This is a genomic window from Marinobacter sp. bablab_jr008 (genome assembly GCF_016464145.1).
Taxonomy (GTDB): domain Bacteria; phylum Pseudomonadota; class Gammaproteobacteria; order Pseudomonadales; family Oleiphilaceae; genus Marinobacter; species Marinobacter nauticus.
The window spans coordinates 1-25,566 of record NZ_JACDWW010000020.1 but is presented as its reverse complement, the minus strand read 5'-3'; the positions used below and the strand labels follow the sequence as shown (position 1 = coordinate 25,566).

Here is a 25,566-nt window from a genome sequence, read left to right as displayed (position 1 = left end):
GTTGTTAATGTTTTCCGCTATCAGGAGGAGCACCGGTGAAAGCGCTGGTAATCGAAGACGATCGGGATGTAGCAAATTATCTGCTAAAGGGACTGAGGGAATCCGACTTCGTGGTGGATCATGCGGCCGACGGCAAGGAAGGCATGATGATGGCGGCCAGTGAAGAATACGACATCATGATTGTCGACCGGATGTTGCCGGGTATGGATGGCCTTTCCATTATCAAGACGGTAAGGGCCACGGGCAACCAGACGCCGGTGCTGATTCTCAGTGCCCTGGGCGATGTCGATGACCGTGTCGAAGGGCTGCGTGGCGGTGGCGATGACTACCTGACCAAGCCGTTCTCTTTCACCGAGCTGTTGGCGCGCATCGAGTCACTGATCCGGCGCAACCGTCAGGCCGCCGAGACCGAGACCGTACTGAAAGTGGCCGATCTGGAGATGGACCTGTTGGCCCGCACCGTAAAACGCGCCGGCCAGAGTATTGATGTCCAGCCCCGGGAGTTCCGGCTGCTGGAATACCTGATGCGTAATGCCGGGCAGGTGGTTACCCGTACCATGCTGCTGGAGAAAGTGTGGGACTATCACTTCGACCCCCAGACCAACGTGATCGACGTGCATATCAGCCGTCTGCGCGCCAAGATCGACAAGGAATTCGATACACCCCTGCTGCAGACAGTGCGGGGGGCGGGATACATGTTACGTGAAACTGCTTAGTCAGCTCAGAACATCGTCTTTCCAGCTTGCCCTGCTGTATATGGTGGTGTTTGCCACCTCGGTGTTTCTGCTGTTGGCATTTATCTACTGGCGTACAGCCGGGTTCATGACTGCCCAGACCGACGAGACCATTGAAGCGGAAATCGCCGGCCTGGCGGAGCAGTATCGCAGTCGTGGTGTAAATGGTCTGATCACCATCATCCGGGAACGGGTGGCCAGGGATCCGAATGCCAAGTCCATTTACCTGTTGACCACAGACGACTTTCTGAAACTGGCCGGGAATATTGAAACCTGGCCAGAGGGCAGCCGCTCGTCTGACAGCGGCTGGATCAATTTTACCCTGAATCCCTCCGTTGGCTGGCAGGGCCCCGAGCGCCTGGCCCGGGCCCGGATCTTTGAGGTCCAGGGTGGTTTGCGCTTGCTGGTGGGGCGCGATGTGGATGACCTCACCAACCTCAAGCGGGTGATTGAAACTGCCATCAACTGGGGTATGGGCATCACCCTTGCCCTGGCGCTCCTGGGTGGCTTCCTGATGAGCCGAAGCACCACTCGCCGCATTGAAGTGATCAACAACACCTCTCGCCGGATCATGAATGGGCACCTGTCCCTCCGGATTCCGACCCGTGGGACCGACGACGATTTTGATCAACTGGCCGAAAACCTGAACCAGATGCTGGACCGGATCGTGTATCTGATGGAAGGCATACGCCATGTTTCCGACAGCATCGCCCATGATCTTCGCACTCCACTGACGCGACTGCGTAACCAGCTCGAAAACACGCTGATTACGGTCGACAATGACGAGGCGCGCGAGCATGTCGGGCAGGCTGTGGCAGAGGCTGACCAGCTGCTGGCCACCTTCAATGCCTTGCTGCGCATCGCCCGGCTGGAGACCCGGGGCAACTCGGCCGACATGAAAGCGGTGGCGCTGGATGAACTGGTCAGCGATGCCTGTGAACTCTACGAGGCCCTGTCTGAGGACAAGGATCAGAGTTTCTCTCAGGAACTTGAGCAAAATGTCCGGATTGAGGGAGACCGGGATCTCCTGTTCCAGATGATCAGTAACCTGATCGACAACGCCATCAAATACACGCCGGAGCATGGTGCCATCAAGGTGGTCGTTCGCCGGGACGGCGGCGGAGCGGTGTTTGAGGTTCAGGATTCCGGTATCGGTATTCCGGATGATGAGAAAGACCAGGTTTTCCAGCGCTTCTACCGGGTTGGCAAGAGCCGCTCGTTACCCGGCAATGGTCTGGGGCTCAGCCTGGTGTCGGCGGTGGCGGAGATTCATCAGGGCCAGATTCTGCTGAGTGATACCCATCCTGGGGAAGACATGCCGGGCTTGACCGTCACGGTCCGGATGCCAGCGTACACCGCCGTAAAAAAGCGGATCAAGGCCACACAGTCTGAGAATGGTGGTTCAACGGAGGAGGGTCGCTCCTCCGCAGAACCCGGCACGGCCTGAGATTACTGGCTGGCGCGAAAGCGGTTGATACGGCTCAGGACAGGGCCAAGTACCGCGTCGGCCCGTGACTCGACCTGCTGGCTGATATGATCAAACTGCGAGCGACGGCGATCCACCTTGGCCTGAATACTGTCCCACTCGCCTTCCAGATGCTTCTGTTCGGCCATCAGAAAGGCCGCAATATTGTGGCGATTGACGCGGCTGGTGATGCCCAGCTGGTCCAGCCGGAAACCCAGGCTATCCACCCCTTCAAGTGCCAGATTCATCAGTTTCTTGGTATCCATTAGCATATCTCCATGCAGAAAAGATCAGGTGTCATTGTCGGCCACGCTAATCCTTGGCGCTAGAGTGTTCAACCTAGATTGCGGAACGGATGCCTTGCCAAAAGGTAATCGCATGGCCACAGGCAGGTAATGGTCAATGTGCAGAATAGAGGGTGTAGATGCGGAAGCGGGCGGATGATCTGCTTGCTTCCCCCTCCAGCACAGCGCTAGCCTTATACCCCGTGATTCACGGGGTTTTTTTTGCCCTTCCGAAATGCATTGTTTCTTGAACCAGGACACCCATGGCCAACCAGACGCCTTCAGGCAACAACCGGCCGCGCTATATCACCCCCGAAGGTGAGCAGGCGCTCCGGGATGAGCTGCAATTCCTATGGAAAGTAAAGAGACCAGAGGTTACCCAGGCAGTACGTGAAGCGGCTGCCCTGGGAGACCGGTCCGAGAATGCCGAGTACATCTATGGCAAGAAGCAGCTTCGGGAAATCGACCGCCGCGTACGCTTCCTCAGCAAGCGGCTGGATGAGGTCTCGGTGGTGGATCGCCTGCCAGAAGACCGGAGCCGGGTATTCTTTGGTGCCTGGGTGACCATCGAGGATGAGGACGGCAGTGAGCAGGAGTATCGAATCGTGGGTGCCGATGAATTCGATCTCGAAAAAGGCTATCTCAGTATCAATTCTCCGCTGGCCCGCGCGCTCATTGGCAAGCATCTGGATGACGAGGTATCGGTGAGAACCCCTGAGGGCTGGAAGCAGGTGGTGATTACCGATATCCGCTACCAAATGGCCTCGAACGACAAGTGAGTGCTGTCACAAAACTGGCTTTTGCCTGGGCAAAGGGTCATTTTTGGCGATAGACTGATCAAATATTGTCACCCGTCAGGGAAAATGGAAGATCGGCAAGGGTTGGGATGAACGCCATGAATGCCAGGAAACAGACAGAGGGAAAACGAGCCGGGGCAGCGTTGCTGGCGTTGCTGGCGTTGCCGTTGATGCTGTTGATGGCCTTGCCTGCCTATGCCCAGAGTGAAGATGACGCCGCGTTTGAGTACGAAGAGCGTTCCACAATCGACACCATTCCGTTTCGCTCAGTCGCGGAAGAGGAGCTGGCCAATACTGTGATTGAGGGTGGGCTGGCAGCGCCGGCGGCCGGGGTACCGGTGCAGCAGGCAACGGATGACGATTTCTATCTGGACCCGCTGGCCCTGCAGCCGAGAGACCCGCGAACCGATCTGGGTCGTTCCGAGATTCCCGTCGAGATCCGTTTCAGTAATCCCAAAGTGATACCGGGCCAGAGCCACGGGAACAATTACGTGATCCGGCCACCCGAGAACCGCACCTACGATACCCTGAATACCAATCTCACTGGCCGTTAATCATCGGCCCTGCTGCCCGGGCTCAGGCAGCGGCTGAATCTGCAGCAGCAGTGGGCCTGCCGAGCACATCTTCGTAGAAAAAGCTCAGAGCCTGACTGGCCTGATTCAGTCGGGCCCGGGATACCCGGATCTTTTCACTCAGATAGGTCAGGAACAGTGTCTGATCCTCTTCGGCCAGGTTGTCCGGATCCTTAAGATCATGAAACAGCACAAACCGGCTGATCCAGTGCAGATAGGTTTGCTCGGCGCGTTGATTCAGTTCGCGTTTGCGGATGGCGGCCTGTACCTGGCTAATCATGCCTGGGCGCGATTGCTCCAGGGCCTCGGTAATGTCCATGGTGTGTACTCGTTCAAAAGCTTGTTTTTGTTATGTTGCGCGCATCATATGACAAACGTTTGAACGGCGCAAAATTTTGGCGGGTGCGGTGCCCCGCGGCCGGAGTGGCGGCGGGGCAGGGGCGTTACTTCAGGGATTCAAGTTTGTCGATGTACTGCTGCATGGCGTCATCGCTGGACATGCCCTTGAGTTTCTCCCAGGCGTCGTACTTGGCCCGGCCAACAAAATCCATCATGCCCGGACGCTTGCCGCTGACATCGCCTTCGGTGGCCTGCTTGTAAAGGGCATAGAATTCCAGTTTCAACTCGTTGGAAGGTTTGAAGTCGCCTTCCGCGGTCTGGATGTAGTTTACCGCTTCTTCGAATTTCGCTTTCAGGTCACTCATGTTGTGTCTCCGTGGTGTTGGTGGTTTTTTTCCATTCAAGTATGCCGGCAGTATAGCGACGGGGCTGGTTGGCGTCATTGACCGAAATAGCGGTTTTCCGGTCGCCCTGGCAATCTGGCAAAAGTTTGCCCAAGCACACATTTTGAGCCATCGCTGGCCAATTTTTGCTTGAGAACCCTGGGTGACCTGTGTACAGTTTTACGCGTTGTCTGCCAGGAGGGCAGACACCAAGGATCGATACAATTGCAAATGACTTGCACAGGGAGCACGCCATGTCTGCCAAAGACGGTTCCGTTGCGCCGAAAGAGCGCATCAATATCAAGTATGTCCCCGCCACAGGCGATCAGCAGGCCGAAACCGAACTACCACTGAAGATGTTCGTGGTTGGTGATTTCAAGGGTCACGCTGAAGAAACCCCCATTGAAGACCGTAAGGCCATTTCCGTCGACAAGAACAACTTCCGTTCTGTCATGAAGGAAGCGGGTCTGACGCTTTCCACCAGTGTTTCCAACAAGCTCGAAGACGGTGCCGACGACCTCCCCGTGAATCTCGAATTCCAGGGGCTAGAAGACTTTTCTCCGGACAGCATTGCCCGCCAGGTCCCTGAGCTCAAGAAGCTGATTGAGCTGCGTGAAGCCCTGGTTGCCCTCAAGGGCCCGCTGGGCAACGTGCCTTCGTTCCGTTCCAAGCTGCAGGAGCTGCTGGACAACGACGACGCCCGGGAAAAGCTGTTGGCTGAACTTGAGCTGGCCACCGACGGCGGCGAGTAATCGCAACACCGGAACCCGGTAACCTACACCGATTATCAATCACGTACTGAAGGGATGTGGTATGTCTGATACTGCTGTGCAGCAATCTGCTGCCTCCGAATCCGTAGCAGAAGGCTCTCTGCTTGACCAGGTCATGGCTAACAGCCGTATGGCGCCGGCCGATGAAGGCTACGATGTTGCCCGTAAAGGGGTGGCCACGTTTATTGCCAACCTGCTGAAGAGCGATGAAAAAGGCCAGCCAGTCAACAAGGCGCTGGTCGACCAGATGGTGGTCGAGCTGGATCGCAAAATCAGCGCCCAGATGGATGAGATTCTGCACGCGCCCAAGCTGCAGGAACTGGAATCGTCCTGGCGTGGCCTGAAACTGATGGTGGATCGCACCGATTTCCGCGAGAACATCAAGGTGGATATCCTCCATGCCACCAAGACCGAACTGCTGGAAGATTTCGAATTTGCTCCGGACGTGACCCAGACCGGCTTCTACAAGCACATTTATGCCGCCGAGTATGGTCAGTTCGGTGGTGAGCCGGTGGGCGCGATTGTCGGCAACTACGCCTTCAGCCCATCAACGCCGGACATGAAGCTGCTGCAGTACGTGTCGTCGGTTGGCGCCATGTCCCACGCGCCGTTCCTGTCCTCGGTTGCACCGTCGTTCTTCGGCGTCGACAGCTACCAGGAACTGCCGGCTATCAAAGAGCTGAGCGCCGTTTTTGAAGGGCCGAAATACGCCAAGTGGCGTTCCCTGCGGGAATCTGAGGATGCCCGTTACCTGGGCCTGACCGCACCGCGCTTCCTGCTGCGGGTGCCTTACGATCCGACTGAAAACCCGGTGCGCAGCTTCAACTACAAGGAAGATGTCTCCGGTGACCACGAGCATTACCTGTGGGGCAATACCTCCTACCTGCTGGCCACACGCCTGACCGAGAGCTTCGCCAAGTACCGTTGGTGCCCGAACATCATTGGTCCCCAGAGTGGTGGTGCGGTGGAAGATCTGCCGGTGCACACCTTCGAGTCCTTCGGTCAGCTGGAAGCCAAGATTCCGACTGAGGTGCTGATTACCGACCGTCGCGAATACGAGCTGGCGGAAGAAGGTTTCATCGCCCTGACCATGCGTAAAGGCAGCGATAACGCCGCGTTCTTCTCCGCCAACTCGGTGCAGAAGCCCAAGCAGTTCCCGAACACCAAGGAAGGCAAGGAAGCGGAAACCAACTACAAGTTGGGTACCCAGTTGCCGTACATGATGATCGTGAACCGCCTGGCCCACTACATCAAGGTGCTGCAGCGAGAGCAGATCGGCTCCTGGAAAGAGCGCCAGGATCTGGAGCGGGAACTGAACACCTGGATTCGCCAGTACGTGGCCGACCAGGAAAACCCGCCTGCAGACGTCCGCAGTCGCCGCCCCTTGCGTGCCGCGAAAGTGGAAGTCTCCGATGTAGAAGGCGATCCGGGCTGGTACCAGGTCTCCCTGGCAGTGCGTCCGCACTTCAAATACATGGGCGCCAACTTTGAACTCTCGCTGGTTGGCCGACTGGACAAGGATTAATCCGTGTTCGACGGCACCGGCACTGACGGCGTTCGCAACACCGGCAGCCTGTTTGAACGGCTTGAACAGGCTGCCGCTCCCGCGGGCCAGAGCATGGGCGAGTTCACCCATGTGGTGGAATCCATCAAGCGCCACCTGGTGCGACTGCTGAACGCCCACCCGGGCAACAGCAGCAGCGCACCGGATCTTGGCTTGCTGGATTTCAACGACGCCACTCTGGGCACTCATGACCTGAGCATCCAGATCCGCGGGGCCATCCGTCAGTGCATCGAGAAGTTTGAGCCGCGGGTTAAGCGGGTGGATGTGGTAGCCATGCCACCGGGCCCGGACCCGTTGCAGTTGAAGTTCCAGGTGACGGTCTACCTGAACGTTGCAGGAAGCGATGATCGGACGACCATAGACCTGGTTTTGGATGATAAGCGGTACTACCGCGTGATCTAGCGTCATGGGTAGTATTCTGCAGGCAAGGATGAGAGCGAGGGTGTGGTTGGCCTTTCCAAAAGTGTGCGGAGCCATGGATGGCGGAGCTCAAGCGCCCCATGGATGGGCTTGAAGCGTCTTTTGGAAAGGCCAACCACACCCTTGCTCGGGGCCAGACTAGTGGTGCAGTAACGATGAAGTTAAATCGCTTTTACAGGGATGAGTTGAGCTTTCTGCGGTTGCAAGGCAGGGAATTTGCCGAAGCCCACCCGCAGCTCACCCGCTTTCTATCCGAACAGAGCACCGACCCGGACGTAGAACGGCTGCTGGAAGGCTTCGCCTTCCTGACCGGCAAACTGCGGGAAAAAGTTGAGGACGAGTTTCCGGAGCTGACTCATTCGCTGCTGAACATGCTCTGGCCCAATTATCTGCGGCCAGTGCCCAGCTGCACCATCATGCGTTTTGATCCACAGCTGCATGCCATCAGTGAACGTCAGGTTGTGGATCGTCATACCGAGATCAAGAGCCGCCCCCTGGGCGACGCCAGCCGCCAGACCCAATGCCGGTTTCGCACCTGCCGGGCGGTGGATATTTTTCCGATCAGTGTGGCCGAGGCCAATGCCGAGCACTCACGGGAAGTTTCCTCCGTGACCGTAGACCTGGCGCTGCATACGGACCAGCCACTGAATGGCATTGGCCTGGAAAATCTGCGCTTTTACCTGGGGGGCGACAACCACACGGCAGAGACTCTGTATCTGTGGCTGAACCATTACCTCAGCCGTATGGAGCTGGTGGTGGGCGACCGTGTGGTCAGTCTGCCTTCATCCCTGTTGCAGCCGGTTGGCTTTGCGGCAGACGAGGCGATCCTGCCTTATCCCAAGAATGCTTATGCCGGCTACCGGATTATCCAGGAGTACCTGAGTTTTCCGGAGGCCTTCCGGTTTGTTGATATCACCGGCCTGAAATCCCGGTTGCCAGCGGTGCAGGCTGATGAGATCAGTCTGCGTTTCCACTTCAGCCGGATTTTGCCCCCGGACACCCGGGTAACCCGGGACTCCATGCAGTTGTACTGCACCCCCGCGGTAAATCTGTTCAGCCACGAAGGCGAGCCCGTAGACCTGAACGGTCGCCAGACTGAATACCGTATTTCACCCTCCAGCCGCTGCCCGGAACACTACGAGGTGTTCAGTATCGAGCAGGTTGAGGGCTGGCTGGAAGGCCGTTCCGGCCGGGGTGAGCCGCGCATCTACACGGCGTTCGAGAGTTTCCAGCATGAAGTGGAGCGGGATCGCGGCCGCACCGCCCTTTACTACCGGGTACGTACCCGGGAGAGCGTGCGTGGTGATGGTTTTGATCACTACATTTCCTTTGTTCGCGGTGATGAAACCGAATGTCTGAATCGTCAGGAAGCGGTCTCGCTCACGCTCACCTGCACCAATCGCCAGTTGCCACAACAACTGGCGGTCGGGGAAGTGTGCATGGCGACCGAGAGCACACCGGCCTTTGCCGCGTTCAGCAATATCACGCGCCCGACGGCGACGCTGCGGCCGACCCTGGATGGCAGCCTGTTGTGGACGCTGATCTCCAACCTGTCATTGAACTACCTGTCGATGCTGGATGTGGATGCCCTGCGCACCGTGCTGCGAGTGTATGACTTCCGGGCACTGGTCGACCGACAGGCTGAGCGGGTGTCCCAGAAGCGGCTGGCGGGTATCACGGGCATCACCACCAAGCCGGTTGATCGCATGATTCGCGGGCTGCCGGTGCGCGGTATCCGCTCAGAGCTGCAGCTGGACCAGCATGGGTTTGCCAGTGAAGGTGACCTCTACCTGTTCGGCACGGTGTTGAGTCAGTTTTTTGCGCTTTACGCGAGTATCAATGCGTTTCACCAACTGGAAGTGGTGAATACAGACAATCAGGAACGGTACACATGGACGTTACAGCAAGGTCAGCAGCCGCTGATGTAGCCGGGCTGGAACCCGTTCTCGGCAACGCGCGGCGATACAGTTTTTTTCAGCTGGTGGATCTGATTCACCGGCACCATGGAGACGACCTGGAGCGTGGCGGTCACGATGAGCCCCGCCAGGAACGCATCCGGTTCTCGGCCTCGGCCGGCCTGGGGTTTCCCGGCAGTGACGTGGTGTCGGCGCTGTCGCCGGAGCATGAGCACGCTCCCTATCAGATGGAAGTCAGCTTCCTGGGGCTTCACGGCTCCCAGTCGCCACTGCCCGGTTATTACCTGGAAGATCTGGCCTGGGAAGCGGGCCAGAATCTCGGTGTTCGTCGGCATTTTCTGGATTTCTTCAATCACCGGCTGGTGACCCTGTTCCATCGGGCCTGGCGCAAATACCGCTACTACATCCGATTCCAGCCCGGGGCCAGCGACGGTTTTTCGGAACTGGTGTTTGCCCTGACCGGTTTGGGCGACAGTCGGCTGCGGGAAGCGACGCCGGTGAACTGGTCCAAGATGCTGGCCTATGCCGGCTTGATGGCGGGCCGGAGCCGGTCACCGGAAGTGGTCAGCGGCATCATCGGCCACTGTTTTGACCTGGACGACGTCAGCATCGAACAGTGGGTGCTGCGCAAAGTGGACATCGCTCGGGATCAGCAGACCGCGCTGGGCAGGGCCAACGCCACCCTGGGCGAAGATACGCTGGTGGGTTCGCGCATCCGGGATCGCAGCGGCAAGTTTATTCTCCGGTTGCGCAATCTGACCCGGCAGCGGTTTGCGGATTTTCTGCCCAATGGCCGGGATCACCAGCGCCTGGTCAAACTGGTGGAGTTCGCTACCCGGGAGCAGCTGGCCTATGACCTGGAGCTGCAAATGCGGCCCAAGGATATTCGCCCCATGCAACTGGGCGAGGATGTTCGCCTGGGCTGGAATTCCTTCGTAACACCGGACCGGGCCCGTGAGCGTCCGGCGGTGCGGATACAGATCAGACGTTAGGGCAGGGAGCCGGAGACGTGGCACAACAAGCAGCAGAACTGACATTAGTGATCACCAACCCGACGGAAACCGGTGGTGGCGCCAGCATTGAACATAGCTTCGGAACCCGTGGCGGTTCCATCGGCACCGCGGCCAGCGACAGCTGGCAGCTTTCTCCTCACCGTACCGGCGCTGTCGCCGGCCATGCCGAGGTGCGTTACCTGGACGGCGGCTTCTGCCTGATTGATCGCAGTGGCCGGACCTACATCAACAGCAGCAGTCAGCCTGTGGGGCGGGGCCGTCGTGCCCGGCTGAGCCACGGCGACACCGTGAGCATAGGCCGCTACCAGATACGGGCCGAGCTCTCCGGCGCACCGGCGGCTGTCAGCGAAACCGAACACAACGCACACGAAGATCACGGCCTGGTGGATGCGCCCGAGAATGGTTTACGGCATGCCGCCAACGAACAGAACCGGCCTGAAGGTCGCGAGCCTCTGGAGGGTTTGCAGCCGGCAGCCGGCGATCCGGTCAGCTGTGATCCGCTGGCGCCCTGGCAGCAAAAACCGACGCGCCCGGACGAGGAGGCTCCCGAGCTGCTGGCCAGCGACCAAGCCTGGTTTGCCCGTTCGGCTGAGGTTAGCGATGAGTACCGGGAGAACCGGGATGTGGCCATGGGTCTGCCGGTCACCCCACAACGCGAGCATAAGGAACGACAGGGAATGTCCGAAACGACACGAAACATGCGGGAGGTCAGCCGCCAGCACATCAGTGGTGCACCACTGCTCCGGGGGCTGGATGCGGATATTGATTTTGCCGACAGCGACGAAATGCGGCTGTTTCTGGAGGAAGCCGGCCAGACCCTGAAGGCAACGGTGGAAGGATTACTGGCGCTGCATCAGGGCGAAGACAGCCGTCACCAGGCGCTGCGCAACCGCTTGCAGCCCATCGAGGACAACCCGCTGCGGCTGGCCAACGACTATCCGGACACCATTCAGACCCTGTTTGCCGCCCAGCGCAGCCCGGTGCATCTGTCGGCCCCCGCCGCTGTCCGTGAGAGCCTGGAAAGCCTGAATCACCACCAGCAGGCCACCCGGGAAGCCATTCGCGAGGCGCTGGAAGCCATTCTGCACGCCTTCTCACCGGAAGCCTTGTTGCGCCGGTTTCACGGCTATCGCCGTGGTTTGCAGGACAACGAAGACGAGGGCCGCTGGGCCTGGGATATGTACAAACACTATTACCGTGAACTGAAATCCAGTCGTCAGCAGGGTTTTGAACGCCTGTTCCAGGAAGTGTTCGACCAGGCTTACGACCAACACTTGCGCCAATTACAGAGGGAGAAACTGTTGTGAAGTACTGCAAATGGAGCTTGCTGGTTGTTGCTTTGATTCTGGCGGGGTGTAGCACCCCCTACAACGCGGTGACCAAGACCGCCAAGGTGCTCTGGGATCCTGATATTCCTGTTGGCTACCCGGAAGATCTGCCCAGCCGGGTGGATCTGACCATGCTGGCGGAACCGAACGTGAACCCGAATGAATCCCTGGCACCCACCCCCATTGCGTTTCAGGTGATTGAACTGCGGGACAGCTCGCTGCTGATGGCCGGCGATTTCGACCAGCTGTTGAACGACCTGGAGGACTCTCTGGGCCAGAACTACGTGGACCATAGCGATTACAGCCTCGTGCCCGGCCAGTTCAAATTTGTCGAGCCCTTTGAGGTCAGCACCGACACCCGCTACATCGCCGTGATCGCCTTCTACGCCTACCCGAACCTGTCCCAGTGGAAAAAAGTGGTGAAGGTCGACCCGATTGGCGGACGGTATCACCTGCTGGTGAACCTGCGTGAACGTGAAGTGCAACTCAGACGGTCGGATGAAAGCTAATGGCAGTCACGAATCGAGTGGTCTGGAGTGATGGGCTGTTCATCAAACCCCAGCACTTCCAGCAACAGCAACGCTATCTGGAACACCAGATCAACGAACGGGCTCTGGCCGTCTCGGACTATTTGTTCGGGTTCAGTGATCTGGAGCTCAATGCCGAATACCTGAGCTTTGGTCGGGTCGGACTGGTGCGGGCCTCTGGACTGTTTCCGGACGGAACCCGGTTCAACCTGCCCCAGGACGATGTGATGCCGGAGCCGCTGGAGATCACCGATGCCTCGGTGGCCAACCAGGTGGTCTATCTGGCTTTACCTCTGGGCAGCGATAGCCTGGCCGAAGTCGAATGGCCGGAAGCACCCGTGGCCGGCCGGTTCCAGGCGCAGCCGGTGGAAGTGCGGGATCTGCATTCCATTGACGGCGATGCTCACACTATCGATGTGGGACGGGTGGCTCCGCGCCTGATGCTGGAGCGGGAAGACCGCAGTGCCTATGCAGCACTGGCCATTGGCCGGATTCTGGAAAAGCGCCCCGATGGCAGCCTGGTAATGGACCCGAACTTCCTGCCGACCATGCTCAGCGTGCGCTCGGCGCCAAGGCTTCAGCGCTTTGTCGGTGAGATGGCTGGTTTGATGCAGGAACGGGCCCGCAACATTGCCGAACGGGTGGGCGCGCCCGGGCAGGGTGGTGTCGCCGATGTCTCGGATTTCATGCTGCTGCAGATGCTGAACCGGGCGCATCCGCGTTTCATGCACCTGGCACGGCTGCGTCAGCTGCACCCGGAGCGTTTGTACGAAGCGCTTCTGGAGCTGTGTGGCGAGCTGGTCACCTTTACCGATGAAAGCCGTTTGCCGAGGGAATTCACCCCTTACGATCACGATCTGCCGGAAGGCTGTTTCAGCCCGCTGATGCAGATTCTGCGGCAGGCCTTGAGCACGGTCCTGGAGCCCCGGGCGCTGTCGATTGCCCTGCAGCAGCGCCAGTACGGACTCACCGTCGCACCGGTTCAGGATGGCCAGTTGATGAACGACGCCGAGTTCATTCTGGCGGTCAAAGCCGATATGCCACTGGACGACCTGCGCAAACAGTTTGTTCAGCAGTGCAAGGTGGCCTCCGTGGAGAAGATTCGGGATCTCATCAGCCTCCAGCTGCCGGGTATCCCACTGTCGGCACTTCCGGTGGCCCCGCGTCAGTTGCCCTACCACGCCGGTTTTGTGTATTTCCGATTGGACGATCAAAGCCAGGCCTGGCAGATGCTGGACAACGCCAGTGGATTTGCCTTCCACGTGGCGGGCAGCTTCCCGGGGCTGGAGATGCAATTCTGGGCAATCAGGAGCTAAATCATGGCAGATGCACCGGTAATGGACAGACCAGACAACACCAGGGATTCGGGTGATCGTGCATTCAGCGACCTTTTGTTTGCCGATAGCGGCGCCGGCCAGTCGCCGGTTGAATCCGATGACAGCAGCTTCCAGCTTCGTGGCCTGGAAGATAACCGGCTGATTGACGCCGCCACCCCGCTGCTGGGACTGGTTATTCGGGTGCGGCGACTGGCGGATTTCCGCGAGGTGGAAACCCTGTACCAGCAGGTAGTGGATGAAGTCGCCGCCGTTGACCGGGAACTGGTGGAGCAGGGCTATGAGCGCCCGACGGTGGTGGCCTACCGCTACGTGCTTTGCGCCTTCATCGACGAGGCTGTGCTGGGTACCGACTGGGGCGCCCACAGCGTCTGGTCTCAGCATTCGCTGCTCAGCCGATTCCATAACGAAACCTGGGGTGGCGAAAAGGTGTTTGCCATCCTGGCCCGCATGGAAAAAGAGCCGACCCGATACCGGGACATGCTCGAGTTCATCTATCTGTGCCTGTGTCTGGGTTTTGAGGGTCGCTACAAGGTCATGGAAAACGGGCGGGACGAATACGAACAGGTGGTTCGTGGCCTCTATGACCAGCTTCGGGAACTGCGTGGCGACCGCGACAGCCGGCCGCTGGCCGACGCTACGGAAAACCTGATGCCGGCCCGCAACCGCCTGCGCAGCGGCCTGCCCTTGTGGGGTATTGGTGGCCTGTTTGTGGCGGCCATGGCCGGGATCTATTCGCTCTATAACATGGCGCTGAACGAACGCATCAGGGATGTGCTCAGCGTTCTGGAACAACTACCGAAATAAGGACATCACTGTGATTCGGGTAGAACTGCCGGCGCTGATCGGGCGCCTTAACGACATTTCACGCCAGGCTCTGGAAGCCTCCGCGGCTCTGTGCATCAGCCGTCAGGGCGCCGAGATTACCCCGGCGCACCTGCTGTTCAAACTGCTGGAAACGCCGTTCTCGGATGTGCGCCAGATCCTTGAACACACCGGCATCAACCACCAGCAACTGCAACCCGTGGTGGGTGACAGCCTGAACGGCGAACCTCAGACCGCCGAACCGTATCCGTCGTTCTCGCCGCTGCTGGTAGAACTGATGCAGGACGCCTGGCTGCTGGCCTCGACCGAACTCGGCCATACCGAACTGCGTTCCGGCGCGGTGTTCCTGGCCCTGCTGATGAACGCCGACCGCTACTTGATGCCCCGGGTGGCGCAGGCGCTGGTGGACATCAACCGGGAACAGCTGCGCAAGCAGTTTGATCGGGTAACCGAGGGTTCCGTGGAGCGTCCGCAGCTGTTGGAAAGCGGTGGTGCCAGGCCAGCGGTTGAAGCCGATATGGACCCACTCAAACGTTACGCCACTGACTTCACCAAGCTGGCCCGGGAAGACAAACTGGACCCCGTGGTGTGTCGCGATGCCGAGATCGATCAGATGATCGATATCCTCTGCCGTCGCCGCAAGAACAACCCCATCGTGGTGGGCGACGCTGGCGTGGGCAAAAGCGCCGTGGTGGAGGGCCTGGCCCTGCGCATCGTCAACGGCGACGTGCCGGACCGCCTGAAGAACGTCGAACTCTGGACCCTGGACATGGGTGCCCTGCAGGCTGGTGCTTCGGTGAAGGGCGAGTTTGAAAAACGCCTGAAGGGCGTAATCGAAGCCGTGAAAGGTTCGGCGACCCCGATCATCCTGTTCATCGACGAAGCTCACACCCTGATCGGTGCGGGTAACAGCGAAGGTGGCTCCGACGCTGCCAACCTGCTGAAGCCAGCCCTGGCCCGTGGCGAACTGCGCACCATTGCTGCCACCACCTGGCGCGAGTACAAGAAATACTTCGAAAAAGACCCGGCTCTCAGCCGCCGGTTCCAACCGGTGGCCCTGGACGAGCCAACGCCGGGCGAAGCTGTCCACATCCTCCGTGGCCTGCGCACGGTCTATGAAAAAGCCCATCAGGTACTGATCGCCGACAGCGCCCTTAAAGCCGCCGCAGAAATGTCCGCCCGTTATCTGGCCGGTCGCCAGCTGCCGGACAAGGCCATCGATGTTCTCGATACCGCCTGCGCCCGGGTCAGCCTGAACCTGAGTACACCGCCACGCCGTCTCAGCCATGTGCGCAGTGAACTGCACCAGCTGGCCATGGAACAGGAGCTCCTGAGCCGGGAACACACGCTTGGCCAGAACGTGGATGCCGAGCGCCAACAGGCCCTGGAGCAGAAGATTGCTGACCTGACCGCCGAATCCGGAGCGCTGGAACAAAGCTGGAATGACCAGAGGGAGCTTGTTGCCCGGCTGGTCGAGATTCGTGAACAGTTGTTGGCGGGGGATGTCGAGCGCGAAACCGCCGATGATGTTGCTGTTGAGTTGGCCGAGAGCGATCACGAAGAACGCCCGGACCTGAAAAGCGAAGCCGCCGCCATCGAACAGGAACTGGCTGAACTCCAGGCCGACGAACCGTTAGTACACTCCCGGGTGGACGCCCGTCAGGTAGCCGAAGTTATCGCTGACTGGACCGGCATCCCGGTTAATCGCATGACCACCGACGAGCTGGAAAAAATCACCCATCTGCCGGCGTACCTGCAGGCCCATATCAAAGGCCAGGACACGGCCATCGACTGCCTGCACCAGCACCTGCTCACCGCCCGCGCCGACTTGCGCCGACCGGGCCGCCCGATGGGCGCCTTCCTGCTGGCGGGCCCCAGTGGCGTAGGTAAAACCGAAACCGTGGTGCAACTGGCTGAACTGCTCTACGGCGGCCGCCAGTTCCTCACCACCATCAACATGTCCGAATACCAGGAGAAACACACCGTCTCCCGCCTGATCGGCTCGCCCCCAGGCTACGTCGGATTCGGAGAAGGCGGCATCCTCACCGAAGCCATCCGCCAGAAGCCTTATTCCGTGGTGCTGCTCGACGAAGTCGAAAAAGCCCACCCGGAAGTGCTTAACCTTTTCTACCAGGCTTTCGACAAAGGCGAACTGGCTGACGGAGAAGGCCGGTTGATCGACTGCAAAAACGTGGTCTTTTTCCTGACCTCCAACCTCGGCTTCCAGACCATCGTCAACCACGCGGAAGAGCCGGAGAAGATCGAAGAAGCGCTGTACCCGGAACTGGCCAACTTCTTCAAGCCGGCGTTGCTCGCGCGGATGGAAGTGGTGCCCTACCTGCCGCTGGGTGAAGACACTCTTAACCGCATCGTCGGCGACAAACTCCAGCGCCTGGCGGATCAGATTCAAGCTCGCTACCACACCGAGGTGGAACTGGAAGACGGCCTGGTCGAATCCATCCGCAGCCGCGCCACCAGAAGTGAAAACGGCGCGCGGATGCTGGAGTCGATCATCGAAGGCGAACTGCTGCCACCGGTGTCGCTGGCGCTGCTGGAAAAACTGGCGGCCAGGGAGCCGGTGACGAAGGTGACGCTTGGGGTTACTGAAAACAAGTTCACGGGCACAGTCGCCTGACTTTCGGGCTGACTGAATCGTAGCGCACCGTGGGGGATGGCTTTCCAAAACCCTGCGGAGCCATGGGTGAAGGGCGAAAGCCCTTCACGGGTTGGCCAGGGATGGCCAAGACAGGACCCTCACTGCGACGCAGGAGCAGTAAGCAGTGAGGGGCGGAGCGGAGCTTACAAGGATGTATTCACAGCGTGTTTTGGAAAGCCACCCCGCAGGATGCGCGGGCGACGATCTCCTAAGTAATTATTCTGGGAATGAAAGCATGGGAAGGATGCAGAAGGAACTGCACACCGGCATCGATCTGGCGGTGGCACTGATCAAACAGGACACACTGCCAGCGCTGTTGAACACCGCCACCCGCCAACTCGAAAGCGCCTTCGGGCTCAGCAAGTGCTGGGCGCTGGAACTCGACCTCAGCGGCCGGACCCTGCACTGCAGCAAACTGGACGAAGCGGGCGAGTTTGATTGTAACGACTTCAGCCACCCCTTTGCCCACGTGCTGCAGACAGGCCAGCCGCGGGAACTCACCCGTGCTGCCAGCTATCGCCTGGATCATGCCGGCTTCCAGACGCTCCTGGAACTCAGTGGCCGTCCAAGAAGCTTCTGGCTGGAGCCACTAAAAGGCGAAGATGGCCGCACCCTCGGTATGCTCGTGTTGTGCGGCGACCACCCGGACTGGCAGGGCATCGTCACGCAGCCACTTTACAGCGGCCTGAAGCAACTGCTGGTGCATCAATGGATCAGCCAGCTGCAAACCCGTGACCAGGTGTGGCAACGGCGGCTGCTCAAGCGCTCCCTGGACCACCTGCACGATGCCGAAAGCCTGCGCCAGCGCTGCAGCCAGTTAGCCTATACCCTGGTTGGCAATTCCGAAGCCATGACCCACCTCCGGGCCCAGGTGGTGCGAGCGGCTGGCAGCCAGCTGTCTGTGCTGATTCAGGGCGAAACCGGTTGTGGCAAAGATGTGGTGGCCCGGGGCATCCACGATATGTCCGACCGTGCCAGTGGGCCTCTGGTGGTGGTCAACTGTGCCGCCATCCCGGACACCTTGTTGGAGAGTGAACTGTTTGGTCACACCAAGGGTGCCTTCTCCGGTGCCGACCAGGCCAAAGAAGGTCTGCTGGCCCAGGCCAACGGCGGCACCCTGTTTCTGGATGAGATTGGCGATATGCCCATGGCACTGCAATCCAAATTGTTGCGGGTGCTGGAAAGCCGACAGTTCCGGCCATTGGGTGCCCGGGAAGAGCAACATTCGGATTTCCGCCTGGTGGCGGCCACCCATCAGCCGCTTCAGGAGGGCATTGAGGATGGCCGGTTCAGGCGGGACCTGTTCTACCGCCTCAGCCAGTTTCCCCTGCGCGTTCTGCCACTGCGGGAACGCAGTGAAGATCTGGAAGCGCTCAGCCGTCACTTCATCCGGCTCTACACCGAGCGCGAGGGCAGTGGCCCGCTGGGCATCAGCAGCCATGCCCTGAGCGCGCTGGCCGACTACAACTTCCCGGGCAATGTCCGGGAACTGCGCAACATCATCGAACTGGCCTGTCTGCAGACCCCGGCCGGTGACGACATTCAGCCGGAAGTCCTGCGCCTGGACGATCTGTTTGCCGACTCCCCGGAGTCGACCATGGCTTTCGTGGAAGCCAAAACCATTCCGGGCGTACCTCCGGCCGATGATATCCGCGATCTGAAAGCCGCCGCCCAGGCCTTTGAGGCCGCCATCATCCGCGAACGTCTGCGCCAGTATGGCGGCAATCGCGCTCAGGCCGCGGAAAGCCTGGGCCTGCCAAAACGCACACTGGCCCATAAATGTCTGAAGTATCAGGTAACCGACGTATGACCCTGAAAGACCTGAACCGATTGCCCTTGATGGTCCTGTTGCTGGTGAGTGCCAGCAGTTGGGCCGATACCCGCCTGGTGGAAGCCGGGGCCTGCACTGAACAACCGAACCGGCTGGAACGTCTGGCCTGTTTTGATGAGGTGTTCGGTACGCCGTTGGCGCAGTACGAGGCCGGCCAGCATCCGGCATTGGTGAACCAGTCTGAGCGCTGGCGCCGGGTGTTTGCACAGGCCAGCGGGAACGATGCCGGCGGGGTGGTCTATCGCGACACCGGCAGCGCGGCGGGTCATCTGGTGACGGTGACCGCGCTCGGGGTAAAACCTCCACGCCCGGTGCTGTCGCTGCAGTGCCACAACAACATCACCGAGCTGGCCATCATGCTGCCGGAGCCACTGGATCGCGAGCGAGTCGACGTAACTCTGGGGCCCCATCGGGCACACTGGCGGGTTCGGGATGAAGGTTTGGTGGTCAGCGCGGGTCGCGGCCTGCCCGCTATCCGCACCGTACTGGATGTGGTCAACCAGCCGGATGTGCGCCTGCAGGCGGGAGTTCGGGAGCTTGATGGCCTGCTGTTTGACCTCAACGGCTTTGCTGAGGCGATCAAGCCTTTGCGCCAGACCTGTGGCTGGTAAGGAGTGATGGCATGCAGGTGATTGAACAGCATCCTTACGTGGATCAGGTACTGAACCCGATCCCAGGTGACACCGGGGTAGGCGAAAGCCTGGCTGAAGACAGCACGCTGGAGTTTCTCGAAGACGAGATCATGAAAGTGGGCTCGCTGGCCCACAACGACATCGACTGGCACAAGGTTGAAAGCGAAGCACTGAAACTGCTGGCGGATCGCAGCAAGGACATCAAGGTGCTGGGTTTTGTCATGCTCAGCCTGCAACGTGGCGGCGATGGTGAACGGTTTGCCCTGTCGCTGTACCTGCTGCATCGGGTGCTGGACGACTGGTGGGAAAACGCCTGGCCCTATCCCGGTGCCAAGGGGCAGCGGGCCCGCAAGATGCTGTTTACCCAGATGCTGCAGCGGGCCCTCAAAGCGGTCGAGAGCCTGAACTTTGATGCCAGCGTAGGAGATGGTCGTCAGTTCTGTCTGGACCTGGTTGAGAAACTGGACACCCAGGCGAAAGACCGGGATTTGCCTGACGACGCCCTGTTCGACCTGAAGCGGGCCGTGGAAAAGTTGCCCAAGCCGGACCAGACCACCGCGCCCCGGACGGCGTCTGAAAGCTCCCCGACAAACAAACAGGAGAGCACGGCCAGCTCATCGCCCTCCAGCTCGGCCAGTTCCAACACTACGGCCGCGTCGCTGGGCAATCTGACACTGGACCCGAGTAATGAGCGTGCGACCCGGCAGAGTCTGCTCAAGGTCGCCGAACTGCTGACCAGCAGCGAACCGGACAACGCCCTGGGCTACCGGATGCGTCGGTATGCCATCTGGCAGAGTATCACCAGCCTGCCGCCAACCCGGGATGGCAAGCGCACAGATCTGGCAGCCGTCAGCGCAGACCGGGTGGCCGAGTACAGGGAAGCTCTGGAGAAAACACCGGACCTGGAACTGTGGCAGCGCATTGAACAAAGCCTGTCGGTCAGCCCGTTCTGGCTCGATGGCCACTGGCTCAGCGCCCGGGCGGCCATGGCCCTTGGCAATACCGATTGCGCGGAGGCCATCCGGGAAGCCCTGAAAGCGTTTGTCGACCGCCTGCCGCAACTGGCCGAGCTCACCTTCAACGATGGCACACCGTTTCTCAGTGACGATGGTGCAGATTGGTTGCACACAGCCCCGGCAGCTGGCAAAGGAACGGGCGCAGGTGCCAATCCCTGGGAGCAGGCATTCGACGGTGCGCTTGAGCTGGTGCGGCAGAACAAACTGGCGCCGGCCATGGAACTGCTGGAGCAGGGTCTGGCCGATGCCCGGGAGCCGCGCGAGCGCTTCTACTGGCGCCTGGCCACGGCCCGGCTGCTCAAGGAAACCGGCCTGAAAGCCCTGGCCGCCGAACAGATTCAGGATCTGAAAAACCAGATCCAGGGGCGGGTTCTCGAAGACTGGGAACCGGCTCTTATAAAACAACTGGAACGACTGGCGTAACGCCCGCAAGACGCAACGAACGCAGGAATGGAAACCATGTGGAGAAAAGCATTACTCATTGGTCGTTGGCTTCTGCCCTACATCCGCAGCGCCGCCCCCGTCACCCTGGCTCTGGGGGTGATTGCCCTGCTGGTAGCCACGTGGTGGCTGGGGCCACGCCTGGAAATCAACGGCGACTACCCGTTGATAGCCTGGCAAATGCGTGCTCTGGTCACCCTGGGGGTGGTCCTGATGGTGGTGGTAGTCTGGGGCACCATGCTGGCCCGTCGCCTGGGTAAAGTGAACAAGGCCAAGGCCGAGGAGCAGCGGGAGCAGGAAGACCCGATTCTGCCCATGGAGCGTCGCCAACAGCGGCTGCTGGACCGCCAGCTGCAGGCGTTGAAAAGCAATCTGCCGGGTCGCAAGGGCCTGTACCGTCTGCCCTGGTATCTGGTGATGGGCCTGGAAGATGCCGGTAAGACGAGCCTGATTCAGCGTGCCGGGCAAACCTATACCCTGACCAACGTCACCCGTAACAACCGTGGCGACCGTAACCCGTTCAGTTTTGACTGGTGGATTGGCGACAACGGTGTCCTGATCGACCCGGATGGCGAACTGCTGAGCCAGAACCAGGGTGAGGGCGCCACTGGCGAAATCCAGAGCCGGCTGTGGAACCACTTTATCGCCTGGCTGGAACGCAGCCGGCCCCAGCGGCCACTCAATGGCGTTATCCTGGCTGTGGATCTTGCGCGCCTGAGCGCCGCCAACGAACAACAGCGTGAAGCCCACGCCATTCTGCTGCGCACCCGCCTGCGGGAGCTGATGGAACAGCTTGGGTCACGGCTGCCGGTGTATGTGACCTTCACCAAGATGGATCTGATGTACGGATTTGCGCCGTTTGTCCGTACTCTCAGCAAGGCGGAGAAGGACAAGGCCCTGGGGTTCACCTTCAGGCTGGACGGCCAGCAGGATCAGGACCAGTGGCTGGAACAGTTTGCCGAGCGTTACGCCGATATGGTGGATGAGCTCACCGAACGCCTGCCGGACGTGCTGGCCAACACCCGTGATAACGAAGAACGGGCGGCGGCTTATTCGTTCACCCGCCAGTTGGCGGGCCTGAAGCCGGCGATGGAGCAGTTCCTGACGGATTTGCTGTCAGCGGATGCCTTCTCCACGCCGGCACTGGTACGCGGCACCTACTTCACCTCGGTGTTGCAGGAAGGTGTGCCCGAGGACGCCTTTGTCTCCGCTGCTGCCCGGAACTACCAGATGTCCGACCCGATTCAGCCGGCCCAGCGTGGTGGCCAGTCTGCGAGCCTGTTCACCAAGGGGCTGTTCCCCGAAATCATCTATCCGGAGGCGGGCCTGGCCGGGGATAACCGGCGGGTGGTGCGCCAGCGTCATCGTCGAGTGGCCGTTGCCGCCGTGGTGGCCCTGGCCGCCGGCGCGGGCATGACCGCGGGCTGGCAGCATTATTTTCTCCAGAATGCCGAAGCCGCCGCCCAGGTGGAAAACCGGGTGAAAAGCTATCTGAACGACTGGCAGCCGGTTGGCTACGAGCCGGACACCACCGGCCGTAATCTGCTGCAACCGCTGGATGAGCTGCGGGATGCCACTCTGGCCTTCGGCGATTACCGCAAGGAGTGGCCGCTGGTGACCGATATGGGGCTGTACCAGGGGCACAAGGTGGGCCCGGAAGTGGATAAGGCCTACCTGAACATGTTGGCCTATCAATACCTGCCTGCGCTGATGTTTGGTGTGATGGAGGAAATGGGCCAGGCCCCGGATAACAGCACTGAGCGGCTCGAACACCTGCGCGTGCTGCGGATGCTTTACGATGCCAGCGGCCGCCGTACCGACATCGTGTCCGGTTACATGCGTGAATACTGGCAGGCCCGTTTCCCCGGCCAGCGTGATGTACAGAATCGCCTGTATGGGCACCTGCAATACGCCATGGCCCACACCGACCTGTCGTACCTGGCAGCCAACGGCGACCCAACCGCCACTATGGCTCTGGCGCCCTTCCGCAGCAGTGTTGAATGGGCACAGCACGAGCTTGGTCGTATCAGCACCTCAGACCGCGTATACCGCGAGCTGGAGAATGAGGCCAGCCGTGATTTCCCGACCCCACTGGAACTGGCCCGCAGCTCCGGCCCGGCGTTCTCGACCGTGTTCACCCGCCTGGACAGTTACGGCGAGCCGCTTGCCGAGGATGTGCCGTCTGCTGAGGATCCACTTTCGATACCAGCGTTGTTGACCCGGGAGGGACTGGAAAAATGGTTCCTTCGGGAATCCGGATCGGTCACCGAACTGGCCTTGATTGACGCCTGGGTGCTGGGCCGTCGGGATGATGTTGATTTCAGCAAGGCCGATGAAGCCGAACTGCTGGCCAGCCTGCAAACGCTGTACGCCGAGCACTATGCCGAGGCCTGGCGCACAGCGCTGAGCCGACTGGATATCCATCGGTTTGAGGATCTCAACCACGGCGTTCGTATTCTCGACAGCCTGACCAGCGGCCATCAGCCACTGGCCCGATTGCTGGCGCAGGTGCGGGAAAACACCCGCCTGATTCCGGTAGGTGAGGGCGAAGCGGAAGCCGCACGCAAGTTGCTTGAGCAATCTCCCCATTACCGCATGCTGCAGGACATAGAGCGCCAGTTCAGCGATCTGAACCAGCTTACCCGCAAGCAGGGTGAGGAGCCGTCTGGGCTGGAGGAAGTCATGCTGGTGGTGGGTGAGCTGCATGAATACATGCGAAACATCCAGGAATCCCCGGATACCGGCAAAGCCGCCCTCAGTGCCGCTCGTGCCCGCATGGGCCTGCAGGGCGCCGACCCTATCTTCACCCTGCAGCGCATGGCCGGCCATCAGCCGGAACCCCTGAACCGGATACTGAACCGCCTGGCCACCGAAAGCTGGCGGGTGGTTCTGGACAGTGCGGTGGCCCAGTTGGAGCGTGACTGGTATCGCGAGGTTTACCAGCCTTTCCAGCAGAACCTGGCCCGGCATTATCCGTTTACCCAGGGGGCAGGGCGTGATGCTGCGCTGCAGGACTTCGAGCGCTTCTTCGCGCCGGACGGTATTCTGGAGACTTTCTACAACGACAACCTGAAGCTGTTCCTGGAAGACCATCCGGAACATGTGGGTGATGCCCGCCGGGCCAGCCTGGTGCGCCGGGACGTGGTTGCTGCGCTGGACCGTGCCCGGCAGATTCGCCAGGCGTTCTTTACCCGCAGCGGTACGCTGGATGTGGAATTCGCGCTGGAACCCCTGAACCTCAGCAACAACAAACGTCGCTCGGTGGTGAACATCGATGGCCAGCTGGTGGAGTTCTCCCATGGCCCCAGCCAGAGCATTCCGCTGGTATGGCCGAACACCCTGCGGGACACCGTGGAGAGCCGGGTAACGCTGGTGCCGATTCAGGTAAACCGCTCGCCCCGGAGCATTTCCGAAAGTGGTCCCTGGGCACTGTTCCGGTTGTTGGGTAAGGCGGACATCACCGGTGTCAGCAGCAATGCGGTGGACGTGAAGTTCACGGTGGATGACGGGGAAATGCGTTATCGCCTGCACGCGGCCAGCAATACCAACCCGTTCACAGAGCAATTGCTCTCAGGGTACCGCATACCCCGCAGCTTGTATTAAACTGTGTTCCGTCGCCCGGGTATGTGTGCCCGGGTTGGCGGGAGCCGGCACCCGGATGGCGCAGGCTGAAAACGGATACATTCAATCTTCAGGGATCGAAGTCATGCCCCAGGCAAGCGGATTGCAGTTCACCGCCCGTGTAGGCGAATTCCCCTCGGACCACTTTGTCGTTGTCGGCTTCGCGCTGACCGAACGGCTGTCTGATCTGTTCCATGGCCGGTTGCAACTGGCCAGCACCGACCCGGATGTGGCCGCCGCCGACGTACTGGAACAGCCGGTAGACCTGGTGGTGTGGCAGGACGGCCAGCCCCTGCGCCGGTTCACCGGCGTGGTGAACGAATTTATGCGGGGCGACACCGGCCACCGCCGCACCCGCTACGAAGTCGTCATCCAGCCGCCGTTATGGCGCCTGGGCCTGATGCACAACAGCCGCATCTTCCAGACCCAGGCCACCGACGCCATCGTGCGCACCCTGCTCGAAGAGCGGGGCATCATTGATGTGGTCTTTGACTTCAAACGCCCGCCGGAAGAACGGGAATACTGCGTCCAGCACCGGGAAACCGACCTGCAGTTCCTGGAACGCCTGGCCGCCGAAGAAGGCTGGCACTACCGCTACCAGCACGGCAGCGTGGATGGTGAAGACCAACCGGCACTGATTCTTGCCGACCACCACGGCGACGCCCCGAAACTGGACCCGGTTACCTGCAACACCAAAGCCGGTGGCAGCACAAAGCAGGCCTGCGTGTTCCAGTTCGCCTACGAAGAACGGGTCAAAGCCTCCTCCGTGGCCATGAAGGACTACACCTTCAAGAACCCCGCCTACGCCCTGATGCATGAACAAAATGCTGGCGGTGTTAACCACCGGGAAGACTACCAGCACTATGACTACCCCGGCCGCTACAAAGCCGACGCCAGCGGTCAGCCGTTCACCCAGAACAAACTGGATGCCCTTAGAAACGACGCATCCATGGCCAACGGCAAAAGCAACCGCCCGGACTTCACCCCCGGCGCCAAAGTGGAACTGCAGGACCACGACAGCCAGACCCTGAACCGGGAATGGCTGCTCACCGCCATCACCCACACCGGCAAACAGCCCCAGGCCCTGGAAGAAGAGGG

22 protein-coding genes are annotated in these 25,566 nt (G+C 60.3%); 19 read left to right on the top strand and 3 right to left on the bottom strand.

Features of this window, described 5'->3' with window-relative positions; genetic code table 11:
* Positions 1-35: 35 nt before the first annotated feature.
* Both JIF53_RS00550 and JIF53_RS00545 read left to right on the top strand, forming a co-directional pair.
* Positions 36-716, top strand: a complete 681-nt coding sequence (locus JIF53_RS00550; protein ID WP_153741731.1) for a response regulator transcription factor — start codon at positions 36-38, stop codon at positions 714-716.
* A complete protein-coding gene (locus JIF53_RS00545) occupies positions 703-2,181 on the top strand; it encodes a HAMP domain-containing sensor histidine kinase (protein ID WP_199451581.1) in 1,479 nt (492 codons plus the stop codon). The genes JIF53_RS00550 and JIF53_RS00545 overlap by 14 nt, the downstream gene beginning before the upstream one ends.
* Positions 2,182-2,183: 2 nt before the next feature.
* Here JIF53_RS00545 and JIF53_RS00540 read toward each other — a convergent pair whose 3' ends face one another.
* Positions 2,184-2,465 (bottom strand): hypothetical protein, encoded by a 282-nt coding sequence (locus tag JIF53_RS00540; RefSeq protein ID WP_011787142.1) that lies wholly within the window; start codon positions 2,463-2,465, stop codon positions 2,184-2,186.
* Between the two features lie 281 nt (positions 2,466-2,746).
* On the opposite strand from JIF53_RS00540, the gene greB reads away from it, so the two are divergent.
* Positions 2,747-3,262, top strand: a complete 516-nt coding sequence (gene greB, locus JIF53_RS00535) for a transcription elongation factor GreB (protein ID WP_014422972.1) — start codon at positions 2,747-2,749, stop codon at positions 3,260-3,262.
* Between the two features lie 116 nt (positions 3,263-3,378).
* Entirely contained in the window at positions 3,379-3,834 is a 456-nt protein-coding gene (locus tag JIF53_RS00530) for a hypothetical protein (RefSeq protein ID WP_199451580.1), read from the top strand.
* A gap of 22 nt (positions 3,835-3,856) precedes the next feature.
* Here JIF53_RS00530 and JIF53_RS00525 read toward each other — a convergent pair whose 3' ends face one another.
* Positions 3,857-4,171 (bottom strand): site-specific integrase, encoded by a 315-nt coding sequence (locus JIF53_RS00525; RefSeq protein WP_199451579.1) that lies wholly within the window; start codon positions 4,169-4,171, stop codon positions 3,857-3,859.
* Positions 4,172-4,295: 124 nt separating this feature from the next.
* Complete coding sequence (locus tag JIF53_RS00520) at positions 4,296-4,556, bottom strand: acyl-CoA-binding protein (RefSeq protein WP_011787138.1); 261 nt, start codon at positions 4,554-4,556, stop codon at positions 4,296-4,298.
* Positions 4,557-4,828: 272 nt separating this feature from the next.
* Here JIF53_RS00520 and tssB point away from each other — a divergent pair, with 272 nt between their 5' ends.
* The 15 genes from tssB to tssI form a co-directional block, all read left to right on the top strand.
* Positions 4,829-5,326, top strand: a complete 498-nt coding sequence (tssB, locus tag JIF53_RS00515; protein WP_011787137.1) for a type VI secretion system contractile sheath small subunit — start codon at positions 4,829-4,831, stop codon at positions 5,324-5,326.
* Between the two features lie 61 nt (positions 5,327-5,387).
* Positions 5,388-6,869 carry a type VI secretion system contractile sheath large subunit gene (gene tssC / locus JIF53_RS00510; protein ID WP_011787136.1) on the top strand — a complete coding sequence of 494 codons (1,482 nt, stop codon included), beginning with the start codon at positions 5,388-5,390 and terminating at the stop codon, positions 6,867-6,869.
* Between the two features lie 3 nt (positions 6,870-6,872).
* Entirely contained in the window at positions 6,873-7,310 is a 438-nt protein-coding gene (tssE, locus tag JIF53_RS00505) for a type VI secretion system baseplate subunit TssE (RefSeq protein ID WP_199451578.1), read from the top strand.
* Between the two features lie 173 nt (positions 7,311-7,483).
* Positions 7,484-9,256, top strand: coding sequence for a type VI secretion system baseplate subunit TssF (gene tssF, locus JIF53_RS00500; protein WP_199451588.1), 1,773 nt, complete (start codon positions 7,484-7,486; stop codon positions 9,254-9,256).
* The gene (gene tssG / locus JIF53_RS00495; RefSeq protein WP_014422966.1) at positions 9,220-10,236 is read left to right on the top strand and encodes a type VI secretion system baseplate subunit TssG; all 1,017 of its coding nucleotides are present in this window, start codon (positions 9,220-9,222) and stop codon (positions 10,234-10,236) included. The genes tssF and tssG overlap by 37 nt, the downstream gene beginning before the upstream one ends.
* Positions 10,237-10,253: 17 nt before the next feature.
* Positions 10,254-11,564, top strand: a complete 1,311-nt coding sequence (tagH, locus tag JIF53_RS00490) for a type VI secretion system-associated FHA domain protein TagH (RefSeq protein ID WP_199451577.1) — start codon at positions 10,254-10,256, stop codon at positions 11,562-11,564.
* Positions 11,561-12,094, top strand: a complete 534-nt coding sequence (tssJ, locus tag JIF53_RS00485; protein WP_011787131.1) for a type VI secretion system lipoprotein TssJ — start codon at positions 11,561-11,563, stop codon at positions 12,092-12,094. The genes tagH and tssJ overlap by 4 nt, the downstream gene beginning before the upstream one ends.
* Positions 12,094-13,428: a type VI secretion system baseplate subunit TssK gene (tssK, locus tag JIF53_RS00480; RefSeq protein ID WP_014422964.1), complete on the top strand. Its 1,335-nt coding sequence runs from the start codon at positions 12,094-12,096 to the stop codon at positions 13,426-13,428. Before tssJ ends, tssK begins: the two co-directional genes overlap by 1 nt.
* Positions 13,429-13,431: 3 nt before the next feature.
* Complete coding sequence (icmH, locus tag JIF53_RS00475; protein WP_023008683.1) at positions 13,432-14,253, top strand: type IVB secretion system protein IcmH/DotU; 822 nt, start codon at positions 13,432-13,434, stop codon at positions 14,251-14,253.
* Positions 14,219-16,906 (top strand): type VI secretion system ATPase TssH, encoded by a 2,688-nt coding sequence (gene tssH / locus JIF53_RS00470; RefSeq protein WP_153741734.1) that lies wholly within the window; start codon positions 14,219-14,221, stop codon positions 16,904-16,906. Before icmH ends, tssH begins: the two co-directional genes overlap by 35 nt.
* A 265-nt stretch (positions 16,907-17,171) precedes the next feature.
* Positions 17,172-18,737: a sigma-54 interaction domain-containing protein gene (locus tag JIF53_RS00465; RefSeq protein WP_011787127.1), complete on the top strand. Its 1,566-nt coding sequence runs from the start codon at positions 17,172-17,174 to the stop codon at positions 18,735-18,737.
* A complete protein-coding gene (vasI, locus tag JIF53_RS00460) occupies positions 18,734-19,369 on the top strand; it encodes a type VI secretion system-associated protein VasI (RefSeq protein WP_153741735.1) in 636 nt (211 codons plus the stop codon). The genes JIF53_RS00465 and vasI overlap by 4 nt, the downstream gene beginning before the upstream one ends.
* 11 nt (positions 19,370-19,380) lie before the next feature.
* On the top strand, positions 19,381-20,829 hold the full coding sequence (tssA, locus tag JIF53_RS00455) for a type VI secretion system protein TssA (RefSeq protein ID WP_153741736.1): 1,449 nt from the start codon (positions 19,381-19,383) through the stop codon (positions 20,827-20,829).
* A 27-nt stretch (positions 20,830-20,856) separates the two neighbouring features.
* Positions 20,857-24,450 (top strand): type VI secretion system membrane subunit TssM, encoded by a 3,594-nt coding sequence (gene tssM, locus JIF53_RS00450; RefSeq protein ID WP_199451576.1) that lies wholly within the window; start codon positions 20,857-20,859, stop codon positions 24,448-24,450.
* Between the two features lie 103 nt (positions 24,451-24,553).
* The coding region (tssI, locus tag JIF53_RS00445) for a type VI secretion system tip protein TssI/VgrG (RefSeq protein ID WP_199451575.1) at positions 24,554-25,566 on the top strand (1,013 nt) is incomplete at its 3' end.

Excerpts from the sequence above, each read along its gene's own strand:
- JIF53_RS00540 (WP_011787142.1), bottom strand. The coding sequence starts at position 2,465 with ATGGATACCAAGAAACTGATGAATCTGGCACTTGAAGGGGTGGATAGC.
- greB (WP_014422972.1), top strand. The coding sequence starts at position 2,747 with ATGGCCAACCAGACGCCTTCAGGCAACAACCGGCCGCGCTATATCACC.
- JIF53_RS00530 (WP_199451580.1), top strand. The coding sequence starts at position 3,379 with ATGAATGCCAGGAAACAGACAGAGGGAAAACGAGCCGGGGCAGCGTTG.
- JIF53_RS00525 (WP_199451579.1), bottom strand. The coding sequence starts at position 4,171 with ATGGACATTACCGAGGCCCTGGAGCAATCGCGCCCAGGCATGATTAGC.
- JIF53_RS00520 (WP_011787138.1), bottom strand. The coding sequence starts at position 4,556 with ATGAGTGACCTGAAAGCGAAATTCGAAGAAGCGGTAAACTACATCCAG.
- tssB (WP_011787137.1), top strand. The coding sequence starts at position 4,829 with ATGTCTGCCAAAGACGGTTCCGTTGCGCCGAAAGAGCGCATCAATATC.
- tssC (WP_011787136.1), top strand. The coding sequence starts at position 5,388 with ATGTCTGATACTGCTGTGCAGCAATCTGCTGCCTCCGAATCCGTAGCA.
- tssF (WP_199451588.1), top strand. The coding sequence starts at position 7,484 with ATGAAGTTAAATCGCTTTTACAGGGATGAGTTGAGCTTTCTGCGGTTG.
- tssG (WP_014422966.1), top strand. The coding sequence starts at position 9,220 with ATGGACGTTACAGCAAGGTCAGCAGCCGCTGATGTAGCCGGGCTGGAA.
- tssK (WP_014422964.1), top strand. The coding sequence starts at position 12,094 with ATGGCAGTCACGAATCGAGTGGTCTGGAGTGATGGGCTGTTCATCAAA.
- icmH (WP_023008683.1), top strand. The coding sequence starts at position 13,432 with ATGGCAGATGCACCGGTAATGGACAGACCAGACAACACCAGGGATTCG.
- tssH (WP_153741734.1), top strand. The coding sequence starts at position 14,219 with ATGTGCTCAGCGTTCTGGAACAACTACCGAAATAAGGACATCACTGTG.
- JIF53_RS00465 (WP_011787127.1), top strand. The coding sequence starts at position 17,172 with ATGCAGAAGGAACTGCACACCGGCATCGATCTGGCGGTGGCACTGATC.
- vasI (WP_153741735.1), top strand. The coding sequence starts at position 18,734 with ATGACCCTGAAAGACCTGAACCGATTGCCCTTGATGGTCCTGTTGCTG.
- tssA (WP_153741736.1), top strand. The coding sequence starts at position 19,381 with ATGCAGGTGATTGAACAGCATCCTTACGTGGATCAGGTACTGAACCCG.
- tssM (WP_199451576.1), top strand. The coding sequence starts at position 20,857 with ATGGAAACCATGTGGAGAAAAGCATTACTCATTGGTCGTTGGCTTCTG.